The organism is Neorhizobium sp. P12A (genome assembly GCF_008365395.1).
Taxonomy (GTDB): Bacteria; Pseudomonadota; Alphaproteobacteria; order Rhizobiales; family Rhizobiaceae; genus Rhizobium.
Genome location: NZ_QOVX01000005.1, coordinates 225,615 through 242,392 on the forward strand (window position 1 = coordinate 225,615; position 16,778 = coordinate 242,392).

Here is a 16,778-nt window from a genome sequence, read left to right on the forward strand (position 1 = left end):
AATGACGCATGAGGAAATGGAAATCTCTGGCGGGGGCATCCCTGCTGCTCGCGGCCACCGCGCTTGCCGGCACCGCGCGCGCCGATGAAGTCGTCGTCTATCATACCTGGTCGAAACCGTCGGAAATCGCAGCACTCGGCGTGTTGCGCGACGCCTGGGCGAAAGATGGGCACCAATGGAAGGATCTCTCCATCGCCCACGATTCCGGCGCCAATGTCAGCCTGATGAACATGATCACCGGCGGCAATCCGCCCGCGATCTTCATGAATTCCGACCCAGGTATCTATCGCGATCTGAACAAGCAGAACCTCGGCGTGCCGCTGACCAAGCTGTTCGACAGCATCGGCGCCACGAAGAACTTTCCGCCCTCCGTCTTGAAGAACATCACCGTCGATGGCGAGATCATGAAGGCGCCGGCGACGGTGCATATCGATGGCATGATTTATTACAACAAGCATGTCGCCGACGCCGTCGGCGTCGATCCGAAATCCTGGAAGTCGCTCGACGATCTTTTCGCTGCCTTCGACAAGGTGAAGGCGGCCGGCTACATCCCGATCGCCCAGGGCGGCGACCAGTTCCAGAAGGCCTATCTGCTGCAGGCGCTGATCGCGGCCGAGGATGGCCCGCAGATCTATGATCGCTTCTACGGCGAAAAGCCTGACAAGAGCGTGATCGACACGCCGGAAATGCGGGCCGCGCTGAAACGCTTCCGCCAGATCGCCGACCACACCGATCCGGGCTCGCCGAATCGGCAGTGGAACGACACGACCAACCTCGTCATCACGGGCAAGGCGCTGCTGCAGATCCACGGCGACTGGATGAAGGGCGAATTCCTGGCGGCCAACAAGAAGCTCGGCACCGATTTCGATTGCATGAACATTCCCGGCACCAAGGCGGTCGTCGTGACTGTCGATGCCTGGGGCTTCCTCAACACCGGCAATGCCGATACCGCCAAGGCGCAGGAAGACTTCGCCAGGCTCGATGTCGATCCGAAGCTGAATGCGGACTTCGTGTTGAAGAAGGGCGCAAGCCCTGTTCGGACCGACGCCGATACGACCAATCTGGATGCCTGCAACAAGCTGGTGCTGGATACGCTGAAGGACCCAAACAAGCAGGTCTCTAACCCCTTCAACACCGCGGATGCCGATTGGTACCGGACGATCTGGGAAGAGGCCGACAAGTACTGGAGCGACCCGAAGCGCACGGATGACGACTTCATCCATGCGATGCAGGATGCCTACGATCAGATCTTCTGATCGTAGAGTCTTGCTGGCCGTCATCAGCAGAAGGCCGCCCTATCGAGGCGGCCTCCTTGTTCATAGTAACCGTTCGCATCCAGTCAGACGGTTTCTGCGCGGAGTCTCTCGATCGCGTTCAACTGGATGCAGTCCGGCGCCATTTCCATGACCTCGATCTGGGTGCCGTCGGGGTCTTCGATCCAGCCGCCCCGGTTGCCATCGATGCCGATTTTCGTCGGGCGCGGCTGGCTGGGATGAATGCCGACCTTCGCAAGCTCCTCGAACGTTTTGTCAATATCTTCGACCGTGAGGCAAATATGAAAGATGCCAATCACATCCGGGCCGGTCTCCGGCCGCTTCACGCCCTTCGGGAAGAGTTCCAGATATTGGTCGTCGTTGATCCGGAGGTAGACGATCCACGCCTCCCCCTGATCGTTGAGCAGGCGCGTCATCTCGCGAAAGCCGAGCTTCTGGTAGAAGGCCAGCGACTTGTTAAGATCGTTCACGCGCAGGGCGATATGCCCGAGATGTCTGAACAGATCCATGGCTCAGGCCTGTCCCTTGATCCGGCGGATCGCGGCCGTCTGCATGGCATCTGCGCCGAGCTGCATGAGCTCGATGCGATTGCCCTCGGGATCGGCGATCCAGGCCTGGTAATTGTGGTCGACGCCAAGCTTCTTCTCCGCCGTCAGCGTCACGCCGCGCGCCGTAATTTCGGCAATCGCGGCATCGATATCATCGACCTCGAGGCAGAGGTGGTTATAACCGACATTGGCAAAGGGCGGCGCGCTGTCGCCAACGCCGTCGGGGAAGAGCTCGATGAACTGCGTATCGGTGATGCGCAGATAGACGATCCAGAGACGGCCGTCACGCTCCAGCCTGAACATCTCCTCGAAGCCGAGCTTGTTGACGTAGAAATCCATCGAACGCTCGATGTCTTTTACGCTGACCGCAATATGTCCGATCGCTTTCACATTCTTCATTTCACATCCTCCTCGTTGAATTCCTCTGTAGGCCCTGCTCCCCGGGAAACGCGACACTCCTCCGCCGCGCCAAGGCGACCACCGATCAGATCGGACAATTCGTCGCCTTGTTTACATTTGAACTGATACAGGTTCATTTATGAATTTATCGAAATTTTGATGCTGGAGTCAACCGAAACGAGCCGCGATTGCGCGAAAACAAAGCATTGCTTATTGAATGCAAAGCATCGCCCGATCAGGCCAACCAGGGTTCCGAATGAACGAGATCAGTGAAGACGCCTCCCAGAAATATCGCATCCCTGTCATCGAGCAGATGGTGGAGGTCTTCGCGCTTCTGGAACGCACGCCCGAGGGCGCGACGATCCGCGACGTCGTCAAGGCGGTGAAGCTCTCGCGCACGACCGTCTATCGGATGCTGAACACCCTGAGTGCCTATGATTTCGTCCATCGCTCGCCCGCCGGCAGCTATACGCTCGGGCGTCGTCTTCTCACTCTTGCCGCCCATGTGGCGCCGAATGTCGCGAGCTACGATCTGCTGGCGATCGCGCAGCCGCATCTGAACAGGATCTCGGAGCTGACAGGGGAGGGCAGCAAGCTCACGGTTCCATCAGGCGACAATATCCTCGTCGTCGCGGCCGCGCAGGGCCATGGCCAATATGCGCTGACGGCCGCGGCCGGCCAGCGATTGCCTTTCCATGCCGGCGCCGCCGGCAAGGTCCTTCTGGCCTTCTCCGCACAGGAGGATATCGATCGCCGGCTGACCAAGCTCGAGCGCTTCACCAGTCACACGATTTCCGATCCGGATCGCATGTTGGAAGAGCTGGAACACATCCGCGCCACCGGCTGGGCGCGGGACATGGGCGAGCAGATGTCCGGCGTTCACGCGATCGCCGCTCCGGTGCGCGACTATGAAAACACCGTCATTGCAGCCGTCAGCGTTCCCTTCGTCGCCGGCGTTGACGAGAAGAGGATCGAGGAGATCAGGCGGGCCGTGCTTTCGACGGCGGAGGCCATCACGAAAGAGATTGGCTTGGCCAAGCCTTCGGCCCTTGCCCTCGATGCTGCAGCGCTCGACACGGATGGGCAAGGTGCGTCAGCGAAAAAGAAGCGCGGCAAATAGGAACAACCGCGCCGATCCGCGCGATGAAAGACAAGTCGGTAAGTCCGTTTTCGGTTCGTCGAGGCGGAGGCAGCTGGATCTTCCACGTGAGAGATGATCCTCCATGTCGACGGCGGCATGATCGATGGTCACTGAGCCTCATCGGCGCGAAGGCCCCTCAGCTGACGGCCGACGGCGAGGGGCCAATACGAGGCGCAACTCGCGACAGACTTCGCTCGTCGAGGGACCCACGAAGACATTCATTGCATCAATGCAGCCCAAGGGAGTCCTCCAACGGGCTTTTGATTCCCCACCGCGATTGCATGAGGCTGCTTTCACGATCGGGGAGGGGAAAGTGCAGGTTTGATCGCGGTCGCTCTGCGCTTGCCATGGAGGGCTTATCAGGCAGCAGCCACTTCGCTGTTGTGCGAGGTGTTTGCTGCGTTGATGCGCCAGGTCGCCAGTTCGACGATCCCGAAAGCGACCAGTGTCACCGCGCCACCGATGAAGCCTAGATTGTGGGCGCCGATCGTCGGGATGAAGAACGCGCCGAATACGCCGCCGGCGGAAATGCCGAGATAGGTGCAGGATGTATTGAGCGCCAGCACCATCGGCGCGGCATGCGGGGCCACCGTCACAAGTCTATGCTGTTGCGCAACGAGGATGCCCCAGCCGCACGCACCCCAGAGCGCGATCGCAATGGTCGCCGCCGGCAGATTTGCTCCGGCGAGCGGAAGCAACCCGGTGACGACGACGCTGACGACAAGGAGAAGCACAAGAACCCTCCTGTTGCCGACGACGTCGATCAGACGGCCCGCGAGAAGGTTTGATGCAGTGCCACCAAGGCCCCACAGGACAAGCAGGCAGGCAAGCGTGATCGCATTGCCTCCGTGAGCGCGATCAAACACGACCGGGAAGTAAGTGTAGACAACGAAAATTCCCGCCAGATTCAGGAGCGTTCCGATTAGCGTCAGGCTGGCACGAGAGTCCGCCAAAGGAGCAAAACGATTGGCGAGCGACACCTTGGGCGAAAGCGGCATATCGCCGATGAAGGTCTGGACGCCGATGGTGGCGATAGTCGCCAGCACCGCGACAAATACCATGGCCCAACGCCAATCCACGAAGCTTCCGATGATGGCGCCCATTGGTGAACCAAGAGCGGTCGAAGAGGTCAAGCCGGCGACCGCGACGGACAGGGCGTAACCGCGGCGCTCCGGGGCGACCAGCATGGGAGCCGCTCCGGTTGCCGTCGGCGCAAACATTGCGGCTCCAAGCCCTGCGACCGTACGCGTGATCAGCGCGAGCTCGTAGGTTGGGGCGAGGGCGGTAGCAATGTTTGCGAGAACGAAGATTATAAGCCCGGAGATCAGGAGGCGCTTGCGCGGAACGCTGGCGGCCGCTGCGGTCACCAGCGGCGCCAAGACCGCGTAGGTCAACGCAAAGGCCGTGGTCATCTGACCAGCCGCACCGACCGTGATGCCATATGTGTTGGAAATCTGGGGCAGGACCCCGGCTACGATAAAGCCGCCGGTTCCCAGCGAAAACATGCTGAGAGCCAACATAAGAAGGCGCCGATCCATGGCGACACTCCTAAACTGAAATTGTGACGCAGGGATCGTCCCCAGCGAAGTTGCGTCATGAAACCACGCAAAAGAGTTGCTTCACGCAACTGTATTCTGATACAAACAGCGCATGCAAAGAAAAAGCCTCTCCGACATGGCCTGTTCACTGGCCCGCGCCCTCGACGAAGTCGGGGAATGGTGGTCTCTCCTCATCATTCAGGAGTGCACATACGGTTCCATGCGCTTCGATGAATTTCAAAAACGGCTTGGCATCGCGAGGAACGTGCTTACGGCAAGGCTGGAGCGCTTGACCGCACTCGACATCATCGAGCGCTTCCCGCTTCCCGAGAAGCCGGGCATCAGCGGCTACCGACTGACCAGGAAGGGCGAGGAGCTCTACCCTGTCCTTGTCGTGCTGAAGCAATGGGGTGACAAATGGCTCGCTCCCGGTGGAAAGCCGCATATTTCGCTGGTTGACGAAGCGTATCGCGAAGCCGTCGAGCCTGTATCGATTATTGCCCAGTCGGGCGAACGACTGTCCTTTCGTCAGATTCGCTTCGAGCCCGGTCCCAACGCGTCAGACGCAACGAAGGCGCTCATCATCGACAGAAATGAAAAAATCCTCAGACAAAAGTGACGGTCGCCAACTACGTCGAGGAGCGCCGGACTGATCAGTCTGGTCGAGGCGATCCGACCCCCAAGGTGCAAGCGCGGTGGTGCGGGTCGGTGGAACGCATGTGCTCACGCATCAAATAGCGATCGCTCTTCAGCAAATATGCGCGCGACATAATCGGTAACAGCACGAATTGGCAGGTCTTTTCGGTCCTGGCGGCGCGTCAGCATCCAGATTTCGCGTGGCGGCGGCGCGGGATCGAACAAGCAGCGCTGCAGCTTCGGATCCGACCTGCCGATATAATTCGGAAGCAAAGCCAGCCCGATACCGGACCTTGCCGCCATGGCCTGCGCTACCTGATTGTTTGCCCGAAACACAAGTCGCGCCTGCGGGAACTCGCGGGCGAGCCAGGCAGCCTCCGGCACGTAGGAGTTTGCCTCGTCAAAGCCGATGAAGAGGGGTTCGCCGCCTGCCTCTACATGTCGGCAGGCCTTCGGAGTGCCGTAGAACCCGAACCCCATCGACAAGAGCAGCTTGGCCATCAAGTCTCCGTCTTGTGGCCGGCCAAGGCGAATCGCGATGTCCGTTTCGTGCCGTTCCAGGCTGACGGACCGCAGATCCGTCGCAAGATCGATATCCAACCCCGGAAATTCATGCGGGATGGCAGCCAGGCGTTCAGTAAGGAAGCCCAGCGCAAGGCCGGGCGGGGCGTTGACGCGAACCAGGCCTTTGGGGGAGCCGTCGGAGTTGCCTCGGCCAAGCGTCTGGATCGCGGTTTCCATGTCGCTGGCTGCAGCGAGCGCCTGCGTCCCCGCAGGTGTCAGCACATAACCTTCGGGTCGCCGCTCGACCAGCTTCTCGCCGAGGGTAGTCTCCAGCGATCGGATGCGCCGCGCGATGGTGGCGTGGTTCACCGACAGGGTCCGCGCCGCCGCGGACAAGCTGCCGTGTCGGCCGAGCGCCAAAAATACTCGGACATCCTGCCAATCTGGCTCTGTGCGTTTTTTATCAGCCATTGAGAGATAATAGCGAATTACACACAGAATGCCAGCGTACTATTTTCAGTCGGTAACCAAGTGAGGCTGGCTCAAATGGCATTGAAAGATCTAAAACTGACACTGATCGGAGGTCCGACCGTCCTGATCGAATATGGTTCGCTCCGGATACTGACCGATCCAACGTTCGATCCACCGGGGCTCTACCGCGAGACACCAGTTCGGTTTGAAAAGACGTCTGGTCCCGCCCTGAGCGTTGAGAAAATCGGCAAGCTCGATGCGGTTCTGCTGAGCCACGATCAGCACTACGACAATCTGGACGCGTCCGGCCGCGCCATGCTGCCGACGGTCGGTCGAATCTACACGACCAAGGTTGGCGCGGAGCGGCTTGGCGGCAACGCGATTGGCCTAGCGCCCTTCGAAACCTGCGGTTTCGAAGGACAGGATGGTGAGAGGCTGTTCGTGACGGCAACGCCGGCCCGCCATGGTCCAGTCGGGATCGAGCCCATTTCCGGAGACGTGGTTGGCTTTGCTCTCGGCGCCGAGAAGCCGGGAGATCTCATCTATGTCACCGGCGATACGGTCTGGTTCGACGGCACTGCGGAGGTGTCGCGACAATTTTCACCGAGGGTCGTTCTGATGTTTACCGGCGCGGCGGAGCCGCGCGGACGCTTTCACATGACAATGGGCAGCGAAGACGCGCTGGAGGCGGCACATGCCTTTCCACGAGCGAAGCTGGTGGCCGCCCATAACGAAGGCTGGGTCCATTTCCGGGAAAGCCAGGATCAACTGGCCCAGACCTTTTCGACATTCAAACTCGCCGACCGTCTGACCCTCTTCGAAAAGGGAAAGCCGGTTGTTTTCGAAGCCGGCTGATCCCGTGCCCGTGTGGCGGATCAGTCAAACAAGGAAAGAAGCATACCATGAGCAATGAACAGAAAGTCGCCATCATCACCGGCGCATCGCAGGGCCTCGGCGCAGGTTTCGTGCAAGGCTACCGCGAAAGAGGTTTCCTCGTCGTCGCCAATTCCCGCAACATCAAGCCGTCCAGCGATGACGGTGTGATTGCGGTTGCGGGCGATATCGGTGACCGGGATGTCGCAAAGAAGGTTGTCGATACGGCTATCGAGCGCTTCGGTCGCGTCGATACGCTGATCAACAATGCCGGCATCTTTATCAGCAAGCCCTTCGTGGACCACACGCCCGAGGATCTTGCCAATATCCTCCGCACCAACATCTACGGCTTCTTCAACATTACCCAGTTTGCCCTTCAGGACATGTTGAAGCGCAATAGCGGTCACATCGTACAGATCACCACGACACTGGTGCATCAGGCGATTTCCGATATCCCGGCCGGCGTCGCGATGCTGACGAAGGGCGGTCTTGACGCGGCAACGCGCTCACTGGCCATCGAATATGCCAAGAAGGGCATCCGCGTAAACGCGGTTGCGCCGGGCATTATCAAGACGCCGATGCATGCGCCGGAAACGCACGAATACCTGAATGGCCTTCACCCGATGGGCCGTATGGGCGAAATCGATGACGTCGTCCAGGCCGTCCTTTATCTGGAGCAGGCAAAGTTCCTGACTGGCGAAACAATCAATGTCGACGGCGGTCAGCACGCCGGCCGTTGGTAAATAGTTGCGACCGGGGCGGTTGATGGTCCGCCGCCCCGGTCGGCTTTTTCGGGCGAGTAGATTTCCATGTCGAGCTGACGATTGCCCGACATCGGAGCCGGCCTACATTGACCGGGCCTGCAAGTTGGAATGCGACGGCAATGACACCGTTGCTGTCGAAGATCAGCAACCGTCACGTCGGACAAAGCGGCCGAATGACAGAACCAGGGTGAAGACCATGCCATACGTCAATATCAAGGTGACACGTGAAGGGACTGCGCCAGGTGCCAGTGCTACGACTCCGGAGCAGAAGAAGGCCCTGATCAAGGGCGTCAGCGACCTTTTGTTCGAGGTCATGGGCAAGCCACATAACTCGACCTTTGTCGTGATCGATGAGGTAGAACTGGAAAATTGGGGCGTGGGCGGCGTGACAACGCCGGAATATCGCCGGCAGCAGGCTGCCGCCAAGGCGAAGTAACAATCTAGGATGCGGCCGGCGCCGCACAGTGGAAGGGAGTGCCCACCAATGGCCAACTGGAAAGACAGCCGCATCCTCGAACTCTTCGGCATAGAATTGCCGATCATTCAAGCGCCCATGGCCGGTGCCACCACACCAGAGATGGTGATTGCGGCGAGTGAGGCCGGCGGCCTCGGGTCCTTGCCCGGAGCGATGCTGTCGATCGAACAGATGACGCAGGCGATGGATCAGATCCGCGCCGCAACCCGCAACTCGATCAACGTCAATTTCTTCAGTCACGTCGATCCGGAACCAGACGCTGCCGCTCAAATGAAGTGGCGGGCGGCGCTAGCACCCTATTATGTCGAACTCGGTTTGAACCCAGCCGATCCTGTCCCGTCTTCCAATCGTGCGCCGTTCGACGCCACTTATTGCGGCTTGGTCGAAAAGTATCGACCAGAGGTCGTCAGCTTTCATTTCGGCCTGCCGAACGCTGAGCTTCTCGGCAGGGTAAGAGCCACGGGCGCAAAGATTATCGCATCCGCGACAACGGTTGCGGAAGCGCGATGGCTTGCCGACCACGGAGTCGATGCCGTGATTGCGATGGGTTACGAGGCCGGCGGTCATCGCGGGAACTTCCTGAGCGACGACATGGGTACCCAGGTTGGCACGATTGCTCTCGTTCCGCAGATCGTAGATGCGGTGAACGTTCCTGTGATCGCCGCCGGTGGCATCGCCGATCCGCGAGGTGTTAATGCTGCATTTGCACTGGGTGCGTCGGCGGTTCAAGTCGGCACGGCCTATCTGCTGACACCGGAGGCGAAGGTAAGCGAATTCCACCGCAAGGCGTTGCTTGCTGGCGGCGATGACAAGACGGCGCTGACCAACCTCTTTACCGGTCGGCCGGCCCGCGGATTCATGAACCGGCTGATGAAAGAGATCGGGCCGCTCGCCGACATCGCGCCGGCGTTTCCGACCGCGGGCGGCGCTCTCACTCCCCTACGGGCCATCACTGAGAAGGCGGGCCGCTCGGATTTCAGCAACATGTGGTCTGGGCAAAGCGCAGCACTCGCCCGCGTCATGACGACCCGGGAGCTCACTCGCTATCTGGCGGGACTTTGACCAAGCAGGAAACGAGATACGGCAGCCGCCTTTACTGCGGTGGGGCGCCAGTATTCGACTTTTCTCGTCAGCGGGCTGTTGGTGGCGTGTCGCTCAGGGAGCAGACAGATCGGATCAACGACGAGAAGTTTGCAACAGATATTCCCTTGAAAAATCGGTGATCACGATTTTGTCGCGACAACTAGGATTTGTGCGACACGATCATTCAGGTGCTTTGCAAACAACTTCAATTTCGTATCCATCGGGATCGATGATGAAGGCTGCAAAATAGTTAGGTCCATAATGAGGCCGTAGACTTGGCCCTCCATTGTCTCGACCGCCATGAGCCAGTGCTGCCTCGTGGAACAAGGCGACGGCGTTTCGGCTGGGAGCGGCAAAGGCAAGATGGAAACCCAGCCCCGGACACCGAGCATCCTTCCCTCGAAGTTTGATGGTGAATTTGTCGCCATCATCAGGAGGACCGTAGCCAACCGCTTGGCCTGAGTCGGGATTTAGGTCTTCCCAAACTCGTGTATAGCCGAGCGGCGCAAAAGCCGCGTCATAGAACGCGGCTGATCATTCGATGTTCGAGACACCAAACGAAATGTGATGCAGCATCCGTTCCCCCGCCCTTGTCGCAAAAATCTCAATTAAAGCGACAGTTTTACGACTGAATTTTTCGAAGTCGCAAAAACCAACGTTTCACGACAGGTGGCCGCACAGAATGCTTCACGAAGATATTCACAGCAAGATGAACTAGGCGACGCACCCACGACACAGCGGGCCCAGCACCGGTATCTATTTGGATTTTACGTCTCGATTGGGGGGTGGGGAGGGACGGTCGTTTGGCATTTCCACGACGCTTAGGTTCTCAGGGGCGGCGCGGGTTACTCCCCACTCCTCGGCTTCATCCAATCGATAGAGGACGGGCGGTTGGCGGAAAATTGGTCATTCTCTCAGCCATTGTGAAAATATGCACAGGATTTCGGGGGCGAGAAAATTCGCGCGGATCTCGTATCTCTGCATGTCGGCGACGTAACCCACCATCCCTTGATCTCGGGCTGGATGGATGAGAATACGCCGAGGTTGCTAAAACTGACCTTCTATGCTTTTTGCCTGTTATAACTGCTACATATTGGAAGCGCTACGAAGCAGTTGGCCAGCGGAGTGCTTGAAATCATGTCGTCCGGTGATGCGCTCCTGAGCCCACTGCAATCCAGGTTTTGACATCAGCATGGTACTGCCGATGAAGCACAGCAGTCTCAATGTCCTTGTCATAGACGAGAATCGAATTCGCGCTTCGATCATCGATGTCGGGCTGCGCGAGGCCGGCTACGATCGGGTGACGATCATCGATGACATGCACGGCCTGGCTCGACGCATTGCCGAGATCAATCCCGATGTGATCGTGATCGACCTCGAAAATCCGAACCGCGACATGCTCGAAAGCTTCTTCCAGATTTCACGCGCGGTTCAAAGGCCGATCGCCATGTTCGTCGATCGGTCGGACGAAGCCTCTATCGAAGCGGCGGTCGAAGCCGGGGTCTCTGCCTATATCGTTGACGGGCTGAAGCAGGAGCGTGTGCGGCCGATCCTCAAGATGGCAATCAGTCGGTTCAACGCCTTCTCACGCTTGAGCCGTGAACTGGAGGAGACGCGCGGCGAGCTCGAAAACCGCAAGGTGATCGATCGCGCCAAGGGGCTGCTGATGCGTTCGCGCGGTCTCTCCGAAGAAGCCGCCTACGGGCTGCTGCGGAAGACCGCCATGAACCAGAACAGGAAGATTGTCGAGATTGCGCAAAGCCTCATCACGGCCGCAAGCCTTCTCGATCCGGGAGAAGATGTATGAGCGACAGCTATCAGATAACCGCCGGCTTCCTGCCTCTTCTCGATAGCGCACTTCTGGTTGTCGCAAAAGAGAAGGGATTTGCGGCAGGCGAAGATCTCGACCTGACGCTCGTGCGCGAACGCTCCTGGGCAACGATCCGGGACCGGTTGGCGGTTGGACATTTCGAGGTTGCCCATATTCTTGCGCCGATGCCGATCGCCTGCAATCTCGGGCTGACGGCGCCGGCACCGCGGATGATCGTGCCGATGGCACTCGGTCTCGGCGGCAACGGCGTGACTGTCTCCGCCGAACTCTGGCGCCAAATGGTCGCTCATGGAGCGACCGACGATCTCGACGCCCGCACGAATGGAATGGCGCTTCGAAAGGTCGTTTCGGAATCCAGAGCTGAGAGGCTGCGCTTTGCCGTCGTTCATCCCTATTCCGGCCATAACTACGAGCTCCGCTACTGGCTTTCGGCGAGCGGCATCGATCCCGATCGGGAGATCGAGATTCTCGTCGTGCCGCCTCCCGATATGGGCGATGCGCTTCAGGAGGGCGCGATCGACGGCTATTGCGTCGGCGAGCCGTGGAACAGCTTCGGCATATTGAAACGCGGCGCGCATCTGGCAACCGTCAAGGCGGAGATCTGGAAGTCGAGCCCGGAAAAAGTGCTTGGCGTGAACGGCCGTTGGGGCGACGCGCACCCGGAAGCATTGGCGGCGCTTCTGCGATCGCTCTACAAGGCCTCGCTGTGGTGCGCCGACCCAGGCAACCGCCAGGAGCTCGCAACTCTTCTCGCCGCACCGATCTACATCGATCGGCCGGCCGAATTGCTGCTGCCGGCGCTGACAGGCGTTTTGCCGATCGGCAGCGGCGAAACAAGGACCATCAAGGACTTCTTCGTTCCGAACGCGAAGGCGGCAACCTTCCCCTGGAAGAGCCACGCCCTCTGGTTCTACACCCAGATGGTACGTTGGCAGCAGATTGCCCACAGCGCCTCGCATCAACAGGTCGCCGGCAATACCTATCGTCCCGATATCTACCGCGAAGCACTGAAGACGCTCGGTATCGCGATGCCGGCGGCAAGTGCCAAGGTCGAAGGCGCGCTGCAAATTGAGACCCCCGTCGGTTCAACTGGTTCGCTGACATTGGGGCCTGACGGCTTTTTCGACGGCAATCTTTTCGATCCCGACCGTGTGGACGACTATGTTGCCGCTCAAAGGCGCAGCGTGCTCAAAGCCTAATTTATAAGCGCTGCACAATTTTTGGCATTTTATGCGACCGCTTTTGCGGCATGGCATTGTGCCGGCGGCGGGCATCTCAATCGAAATCGCTGAAAACGTTGCAGTTCTAAACTTGGCACGTGCCTTGCATCTAAAACTATCAGGCCCCATGGGCCACAGGATTTCGGTGTCCAACGACGGGCGCCTCAAGCAAAGCCGCTGACCAGGTTTATACGCGCGCACCTTCCGTGCCCGTGCACCCTGAGCAGCGGCTTTTTGTTTTCAACCGCAACGATGGATCGGCACGACCTTGTCGGGCCTCGGAGAAGCCATGTCTGTCATAGAGAAATCGCAATCCATATCCGCCAACGAACCCGCCAAGGCACTCTGGATCTCCACGGTCGCCTTCACCCTCTGTTTTGCCGTCTGGACGATTTTTGCGATCATCGGCATTCGTATCAAGCAGGATCTGGGTCTGAGCGAAGCCGCGTTCGGATTGCTGGTCGGCACGCCCGTGTTGACGGGCTCGCTCGTCCGCATCGTTCTCGGGATATGGACGGAGCGTTACGGCGGGCGCCTCGTCTTTACGCTCACAATGCTGGCTGCTGCTGTTGCAACATTCCTGCTTTCCTATGCCCATACCTATGCGCAGATGCTGCTTGCAGGTCTCGGCGTTGGTCTTGCCGGGGGAACTTTCGCCGTTGGTATCGCCTATGTCTCGCCGTTCTTTCCCGCAGAGAAACAGGGAACGGCGCTCGGCATCTTCGGCGCTGGCAACGTCGGTGCAGCCATCACGAAGTTCGCTGCCCCATTTGTCCTGCTGGCTTGGGGCTGGCCCGCCGTAGCTCAAATCTGGGCTGGCGTCCTGGCGCTGATGGCGGTCATCTTCTGGTTCACCACGACCGACGATCCTGCCTTTCGCCATCGCCAGCAGAACGGGCGCGCGCCCAAAAGCCTGGCAAAGGAGTTCGCGCCTTTGAAGAACCTGCAGGTCTGGCGTTTCTCGCTCTACTATTTCTTTGCCTTCGGCGGGTTCATTGCCCTCTCGCTGTGGCTTCCGCGCTATCTGGTCGGCGTCTACGGCTTCAATCTCGAAACGGCCGGCATGGTCGCCGCTGCCTATTCGATCCCCGGCAGTATCTTCCGTGCTTTCGGCGGTGCAGTCTCGGACAAGAAGGGCGCCCGCAGCGTCATGTATGTGATGTTCGCCGTTGCCGCCGTCGCGACGCTCATCCTGTCTTTCCCTGCCGCGACGAGCACTTCGACCGGCATCACGCCCGCCGTCTTCATCGTCGTCATCTTCGGTCTCGGTTTCGTGATGAGCCTCGGTAAGGCAGCGGTCTACAAGCACATCCCCGCCTATTATCCCGATAGCGTCGGCGCGGTCGGGGGCGTGGTCGGCATGATGGGCGGCCTTGGCGGCTTCGTCCTGCCGATCGCCTTCGGCTACCTCAAGGACATGACTGGCCTATGGTCCAGCTGCTTCCTGCTGCTCTTTGCCATCATCATCGTCTCGCTCGTCTGGATGCACCTGTCAGTCAAGCAGATCGAGCGCCGCAGTCTCTCCGCGCAGTCCGTTGCAGCAACCTGAGCCAAGGATTTCAAACCATGACTGAGAAACTTGTCATTATCGGCAACGGCATGGCGCCCGGCCGCATGCTGGAACACCTGTTCGAAAAGGCACCCGGCCGCTACCAGGTGACCATTTTCAACGCCGAGCCGCGCGTCAATTACGACCGCATCATGCTTTCGCCGGTGCTCTCCGGCGAAAAGGACTACGAGCAGATCATCATCCACGGCGACGGCTGGTATATTAAGCACGGCATCGTGCTCTACAAGGGCCACAAGATCGTTGCGATCGATCGGACCGCTAAGACCGTTACTTCGGACCACGGCATCACGGAGAGCTACGACAAGCTGGTGATCGCCACCGGCTCCGTTCCCTTCATCATCCCTGTTCCGGGCAAGGATCTGCCCGGCGTCATCACCTATCGCGACCTCGACGACGTGCAGGCGATGCTGCTGGCCGCCCAGTCGCGCGAGAAGGCGGTCGTTATCGGCGGCGGCCTCCTCGGCCTCGAAGCCGCTGCCGGCCTTGCTTCCCGCGGTATGGACGTCACCGTCCTGCATGTCATGCCGACGCTGATGGAGCGCCAGCTCGACCCAGCCGCTGGCTATCTTCTGCAAAGGGCCGTCGAGGAACGCGGCATCAAGGTGATCTGCAAGGCCAATACCAGGGCGATCGTCGGCAAGGAGCGTGTGGAAGGCATCGAGCTTGATGACGGCCGCATCATTCCCGCCACGCTTGTCGTCATGGCCGTCGGCATTCGCCCGAATATCGGAATCGCCAAGGACGCCGGCATCGCCGTCAACCGCGGCATCGTCGTCGATGACGGCATGCAGACCTCGGACGGCAGCATCATGGCGCTCGGTGAATGCGCGGAGGTGGGCGGCATGGTCTACGGTCTCGTCGCCCCACTTTATGAAATGGCGCGCGTGGCGGCCTCGCATCTGTCCGGAGACAGTTCGGCCGCGTTCGTCCATTCGGACACGCCGACCAAGCTAAAGGTGACAGGCATCGATCTGTTCTCGCTCGGCGACTTCGCCGATGGCGACGATCGCGAGGAAATCGTGCTGCGCGACGCATCCGCCGGCGTCTACAAGCGTCTCGTGCTGAAGGACAACAGGATCATCGGCACTGTGCTTTACGGCGAGACTGCCGATGGCGCCTGGTTCAACGATCTGAAGAAAAAGCAGACCGACATCGCCGACATGCGCGAGACGCTGATTTTCGGCCAGGCTTATCAGGGAGGGTCACCGCTGGACCCTATGGCGGCCGTTGCAGCCTTGCCGGATGATGCGGAAATCTGTGGCTGCAACGGCGTTTGCAAGGGCAAGATCACCTCTACGATCACGGCCAGAGGCCTGACGTCGTTGGACGACGTGCGCGCTCACACCAAGGCCTCCGCCTCCTGCGGCTCCTGTACGGGCTTGGTCGAACAGCTGATGACGCTGACGCTTGGCGACAGTTACAACCCCGCTGCCGTCCAGCCGATGTGCACCTGCACCGAGCTCGGTCATGACGACGTTCGCCGGCTCATCAAGGCCAAGGGGCTGAAGACCATCCCGGCCGTCATGCAGGAGCTTGAATGGAAGACGTCGTGCGGCTGCGCCAAATGTCGTCCCGCCCTCAATTACTACCTCGTCTGCGACTGGCCGGACGAATATGCCGACGACTACCAGTCGCGCTTCATCAACGAGCGCGTTCACGCCAACATCCAGAAGGACGGCACCTTTTCGGTCGTACCGCGCATGTGGGGCGGCGTCACCTCGTCGAGCGAACTTCGCGCTATTGCCGATGTCGTCGACAAGTTCGAAATCCCGATGGTGAAGGTAACAGGCGGCCAGCGCATCGACCTGCTCGGCGTCGAGAAGGAAGATCTGCCTGGTGTCTGGGCCGATCTCGGCAAGGCCGGTTTCGTCTCCGGCCAGGCCTATGCAAAGGGTCTGCGCACCGTGAAGACTTGCGTCGGCTCAGACTGGTGCCGTTTCGGCACGCAGGACTCTACCGGCCTTGGCATCCGCATCGAAAAATTTATGTGGGGCTCCTGGACGCCCGCCAAGCTGAAGATGGCGGTGTCAGGATGTCCGCGCAATTGCGCCGAGGCAACCTGCAAGGACATCGGCGTGATCTGTGTGGACAGCGGGTTCGAAATCCACTTTGCGGGTGCCGCCGGCCTCGACATCAAGGGCACCGAAGTTCTCGGCCTCGTCAGGACCGAAGACGAGGCGCTGGAGCATATCGTGGCGCTGACGCAGATGTATCGCGAACAGGCGCGCTATCTCGAGCGTATCTACAAATGGGCAAAGCGCGTCGGCCTCGACGAAATCCGCCGCCAGATCATGGGCGATGCGGAGAAGCGCAAGGCCTATTACGACCGCTTCGTTTTCTCGCAGACATTTGCCCAGGTCGATCCCTGGTCGGAGCGTGTTTCCGGCAAGGACAAGCACGAGTTCAGGCCGATGGCGACGATCGGCTATCCGCAGGCTGCCGAGTGAGGAG

15 protein-coding genes and 1 pseudogene are annotated in these 16,778 nt (G+C 59.7%); 11 read left to right on the top strand and 5 right to left on the bottom strand.

Translation table 11 applies throughout. From position 1 onward, the window contains the following. Positions 1-8: 8 nt before the first annotated feature. Positions 9-1,256 (top strand): ABC transporter substrate-binding protein, encoded by a 1,248-nt coding sequence (locus DTW90_RS17340; RefSeq protein WP_149339762.1) that lies wholly within the window; start codon positions 9-11, stop codon positions 1,254-1,256. 83 nt (positions 1,257-1,339) lie between these two features. Here the strand turns inward: DTW90_RS17340 and DTW90_RS17345 are convergent, their stop codons facing one another. Both DTW90_RS17345 and DTW90_RS17350 read right to left on the bottom strand, forming a co-directional pair. Continuing rightward, positions 1,340-1,783, bottom strand: coding sequence for a VOC family protein (locus DTW90_RS17345; RefSeq protein WP_149339764.1), 444 nt, complete (start codon positions 1,781-1,783; stop codon positions 1,340-1,342). A 3-nt stretch (positions 1,784-1,786) separates the two neighbouring features. Then, a complete protein-coding gene (locus DTW90_RS17350; protein WP_132522919.1) occupies positions 1,787-2,221 on the bottom strand; it encodes a VOC family protein in 435 nt (144 codons plus the stop codon). A gap of 256 nt (positions 2,222-2,477) precedes the next feature. On the opposite strand from DTW90_RS17350, the gene DTW90_RS17355 reads away from it, so the two are divergent. After that, positions 2,478-3,341, top strand: a complete 864-nt coding sequence (locus tag DTW90_RS17355; protein WP_188079963.1) for an IclR family transcriptional regulator — start codon at positions 2,478-2,480, stop codon at positions 3,339-3,341. A gap of 380 nt (positions 3,342-3,721) precedes the next feature. Here the strand turns inward: DTW90_RS17355 and DTW90_RS17360 are convergent, their stop codons facing one another. Further along, positions 3,722-4,900 (bottom strand): MFS transporter, encoded by a 1,179-nt coding sequence (locus DTW90_RS17360; RefSeq protein WP_149339768.1) that lies wholly within the window; start codon positions 4,898-4,900, stop codon positions 3,722-3,724. A gap of 112 nt (positions 4,901-5,012) precedes the next feature. On the opposite strand from DTW90_RS17360, the gene DTW90_RS17365 reads away from it, so the two are divergent. Then, the gene (locus tag DTW90_RS17365; RefSeq protein ID WP_149339770.1) at positions 5,013-5,519 is read left to right on the top strand and encodes a helix-turn-helix domain-containing protein; all 507 of its coding nucleotides are present in this window, start codon (positions 5,013-5,015) and stop codon (positions 5,517-5,519) included. A 104-nt stretch (positions 5,520-5,623) separates the two neighbouring features. On the opposite strand, the gene DTW90_RS17370 is transcribed toward DTW90_RS17365, so the two are convergent. Next, complete coding sequence (locus DTW90_RS17370; protein WP_132522911.1) at positions 5,624-6,511, bottom strand: LysR family transcriptional regulator; 888 nt, start codon at positions 6,509-6,511, stop codon at positions 5,624-5,626. Positions 6,512-6,586: 75 nt separating this feature from the next. Between DTW90_RS17370 and DTW90_RS17375 the strand changes: the two genes are divergently transcribed. The 4 genes from DTW90_RS17375 (at position 6,587) to DTW90_RS17390 (ending at position 9,685) form a co-directional block, all read left to right on the top strand. Then, on the top strand, positions 6,587-7,366 hold the full coding sequence (locus DTW90_RS17375; RefSeq protein ID WP_149339772.1) for an MBL fold metallo-hydrolase: 780 nt from the start codon (positions 6,587-6,589) through the stop codon (positions 7,364-7,366). Between the two features lie 47 nt (positions 7,367-7,413). After that, positions 7,414-8,127: an SDR family oxidoreductase gene (locus DTW90_RS17380; RefSeq protein WP_149339774.1), complete on the top strand. Its 714-nt coding sequence runs from the start codon at positions 7,414-7,416 to the stop codon at positions 8,125-8,127. A 217-nt stretch (positions 8,128-8,344) separates the two neighbouring features. Then, a complete protein-coding gene (locus tag DTW90_RS17385; protein ID WP_132522905.1) occupies positions 8,345-8,584 on the top strand; it encodes a 4-oxalocrotonate tautomerase family protein in 240 nt (79 codons plus the stop codon). A gap of 48 nt (positions 8,585-8,632) precedes the next feature. Further along, the gene (locus tag DTW90_RS17390; protein WP_132522903.1) at positions 8,633-9,685 is read left to right on the top strand and encodes a nitronate monooxygenase; all 1,053 of its coding nucleotides are present in this window, start codon (positions 8,633-8,635) and stop codon (positions 9,683-9,685) included. A gap of 201 nt (positions 9,686-9,886) precedes the next feature. Here the strand turns inward: DTW90_RS17390 and DTW90_RS17395 are convergent. Then, positions 9,887-10,282: pseudogene (locus DTW90_RS17395) on the bottom strand (VOC family protein). Between the two features lie 628 nt (positions 10,283-10,910). Between DTW90_RS17395 and DTW90_RS17400 the strand changes: the two are divergent. The 4 genes from DTW90_RS17400 to nirB all read left to right on the top strand — a co-directional run bounded on the left by DTW90_RS17400 (position 10,911) and on the right by nirB (position 16,774). After that, complete coding sequence (locus DTW90_RS17400; protein ID WP_132522899.1) at positions 10,911-11,513, top strand: ANTAR domain-containing response regulator; 603 nt, start codon at positions 10,911-10,913, stop codon at positions 11,511-11,513. Further along, complete coding sequence (locus DTW90_RS17405; RefSeq protein WP_132522897.1) at positions 11,510-12,736, top strand: CmpA/NrtA family ABC transporter substrate-binding protein; 1,227 nt, start codon at positions 11,510-11,512, stop codon at positions 12,734-12,736. The genes DTW90_RS17400 and DTW90_RS17405 overlap by 4 nt, the downstream gene beginning before the upstream one ends. Positions 12,737-13,046: 310 nt before the next feature. Continuing rightward, positions 13,047-14,306, top strand: a complete 1,260-nt coding sequence (locus DTW90_RS17410) for a nitrate/nitrite transporter (RefSeq protein WP_149339776.1) — start codon at positions 13,047-13,049, stop codon at positions 14,304-14,306. 17 nt (positions 14,307-14,323) lie between these two features. Next, entirely contained in the window at positions 14,324-16,774 is a 2,451-nt protein-coding gene (nirB, locus tag DTW90_RS17415; RefSeq protein WP_149339778.1) for a nitrite reductase large subunit NirB, read from the top strand. The last annotated feature ends 4 nt before the right edge of the window (positions 16,775-16,778 follow it).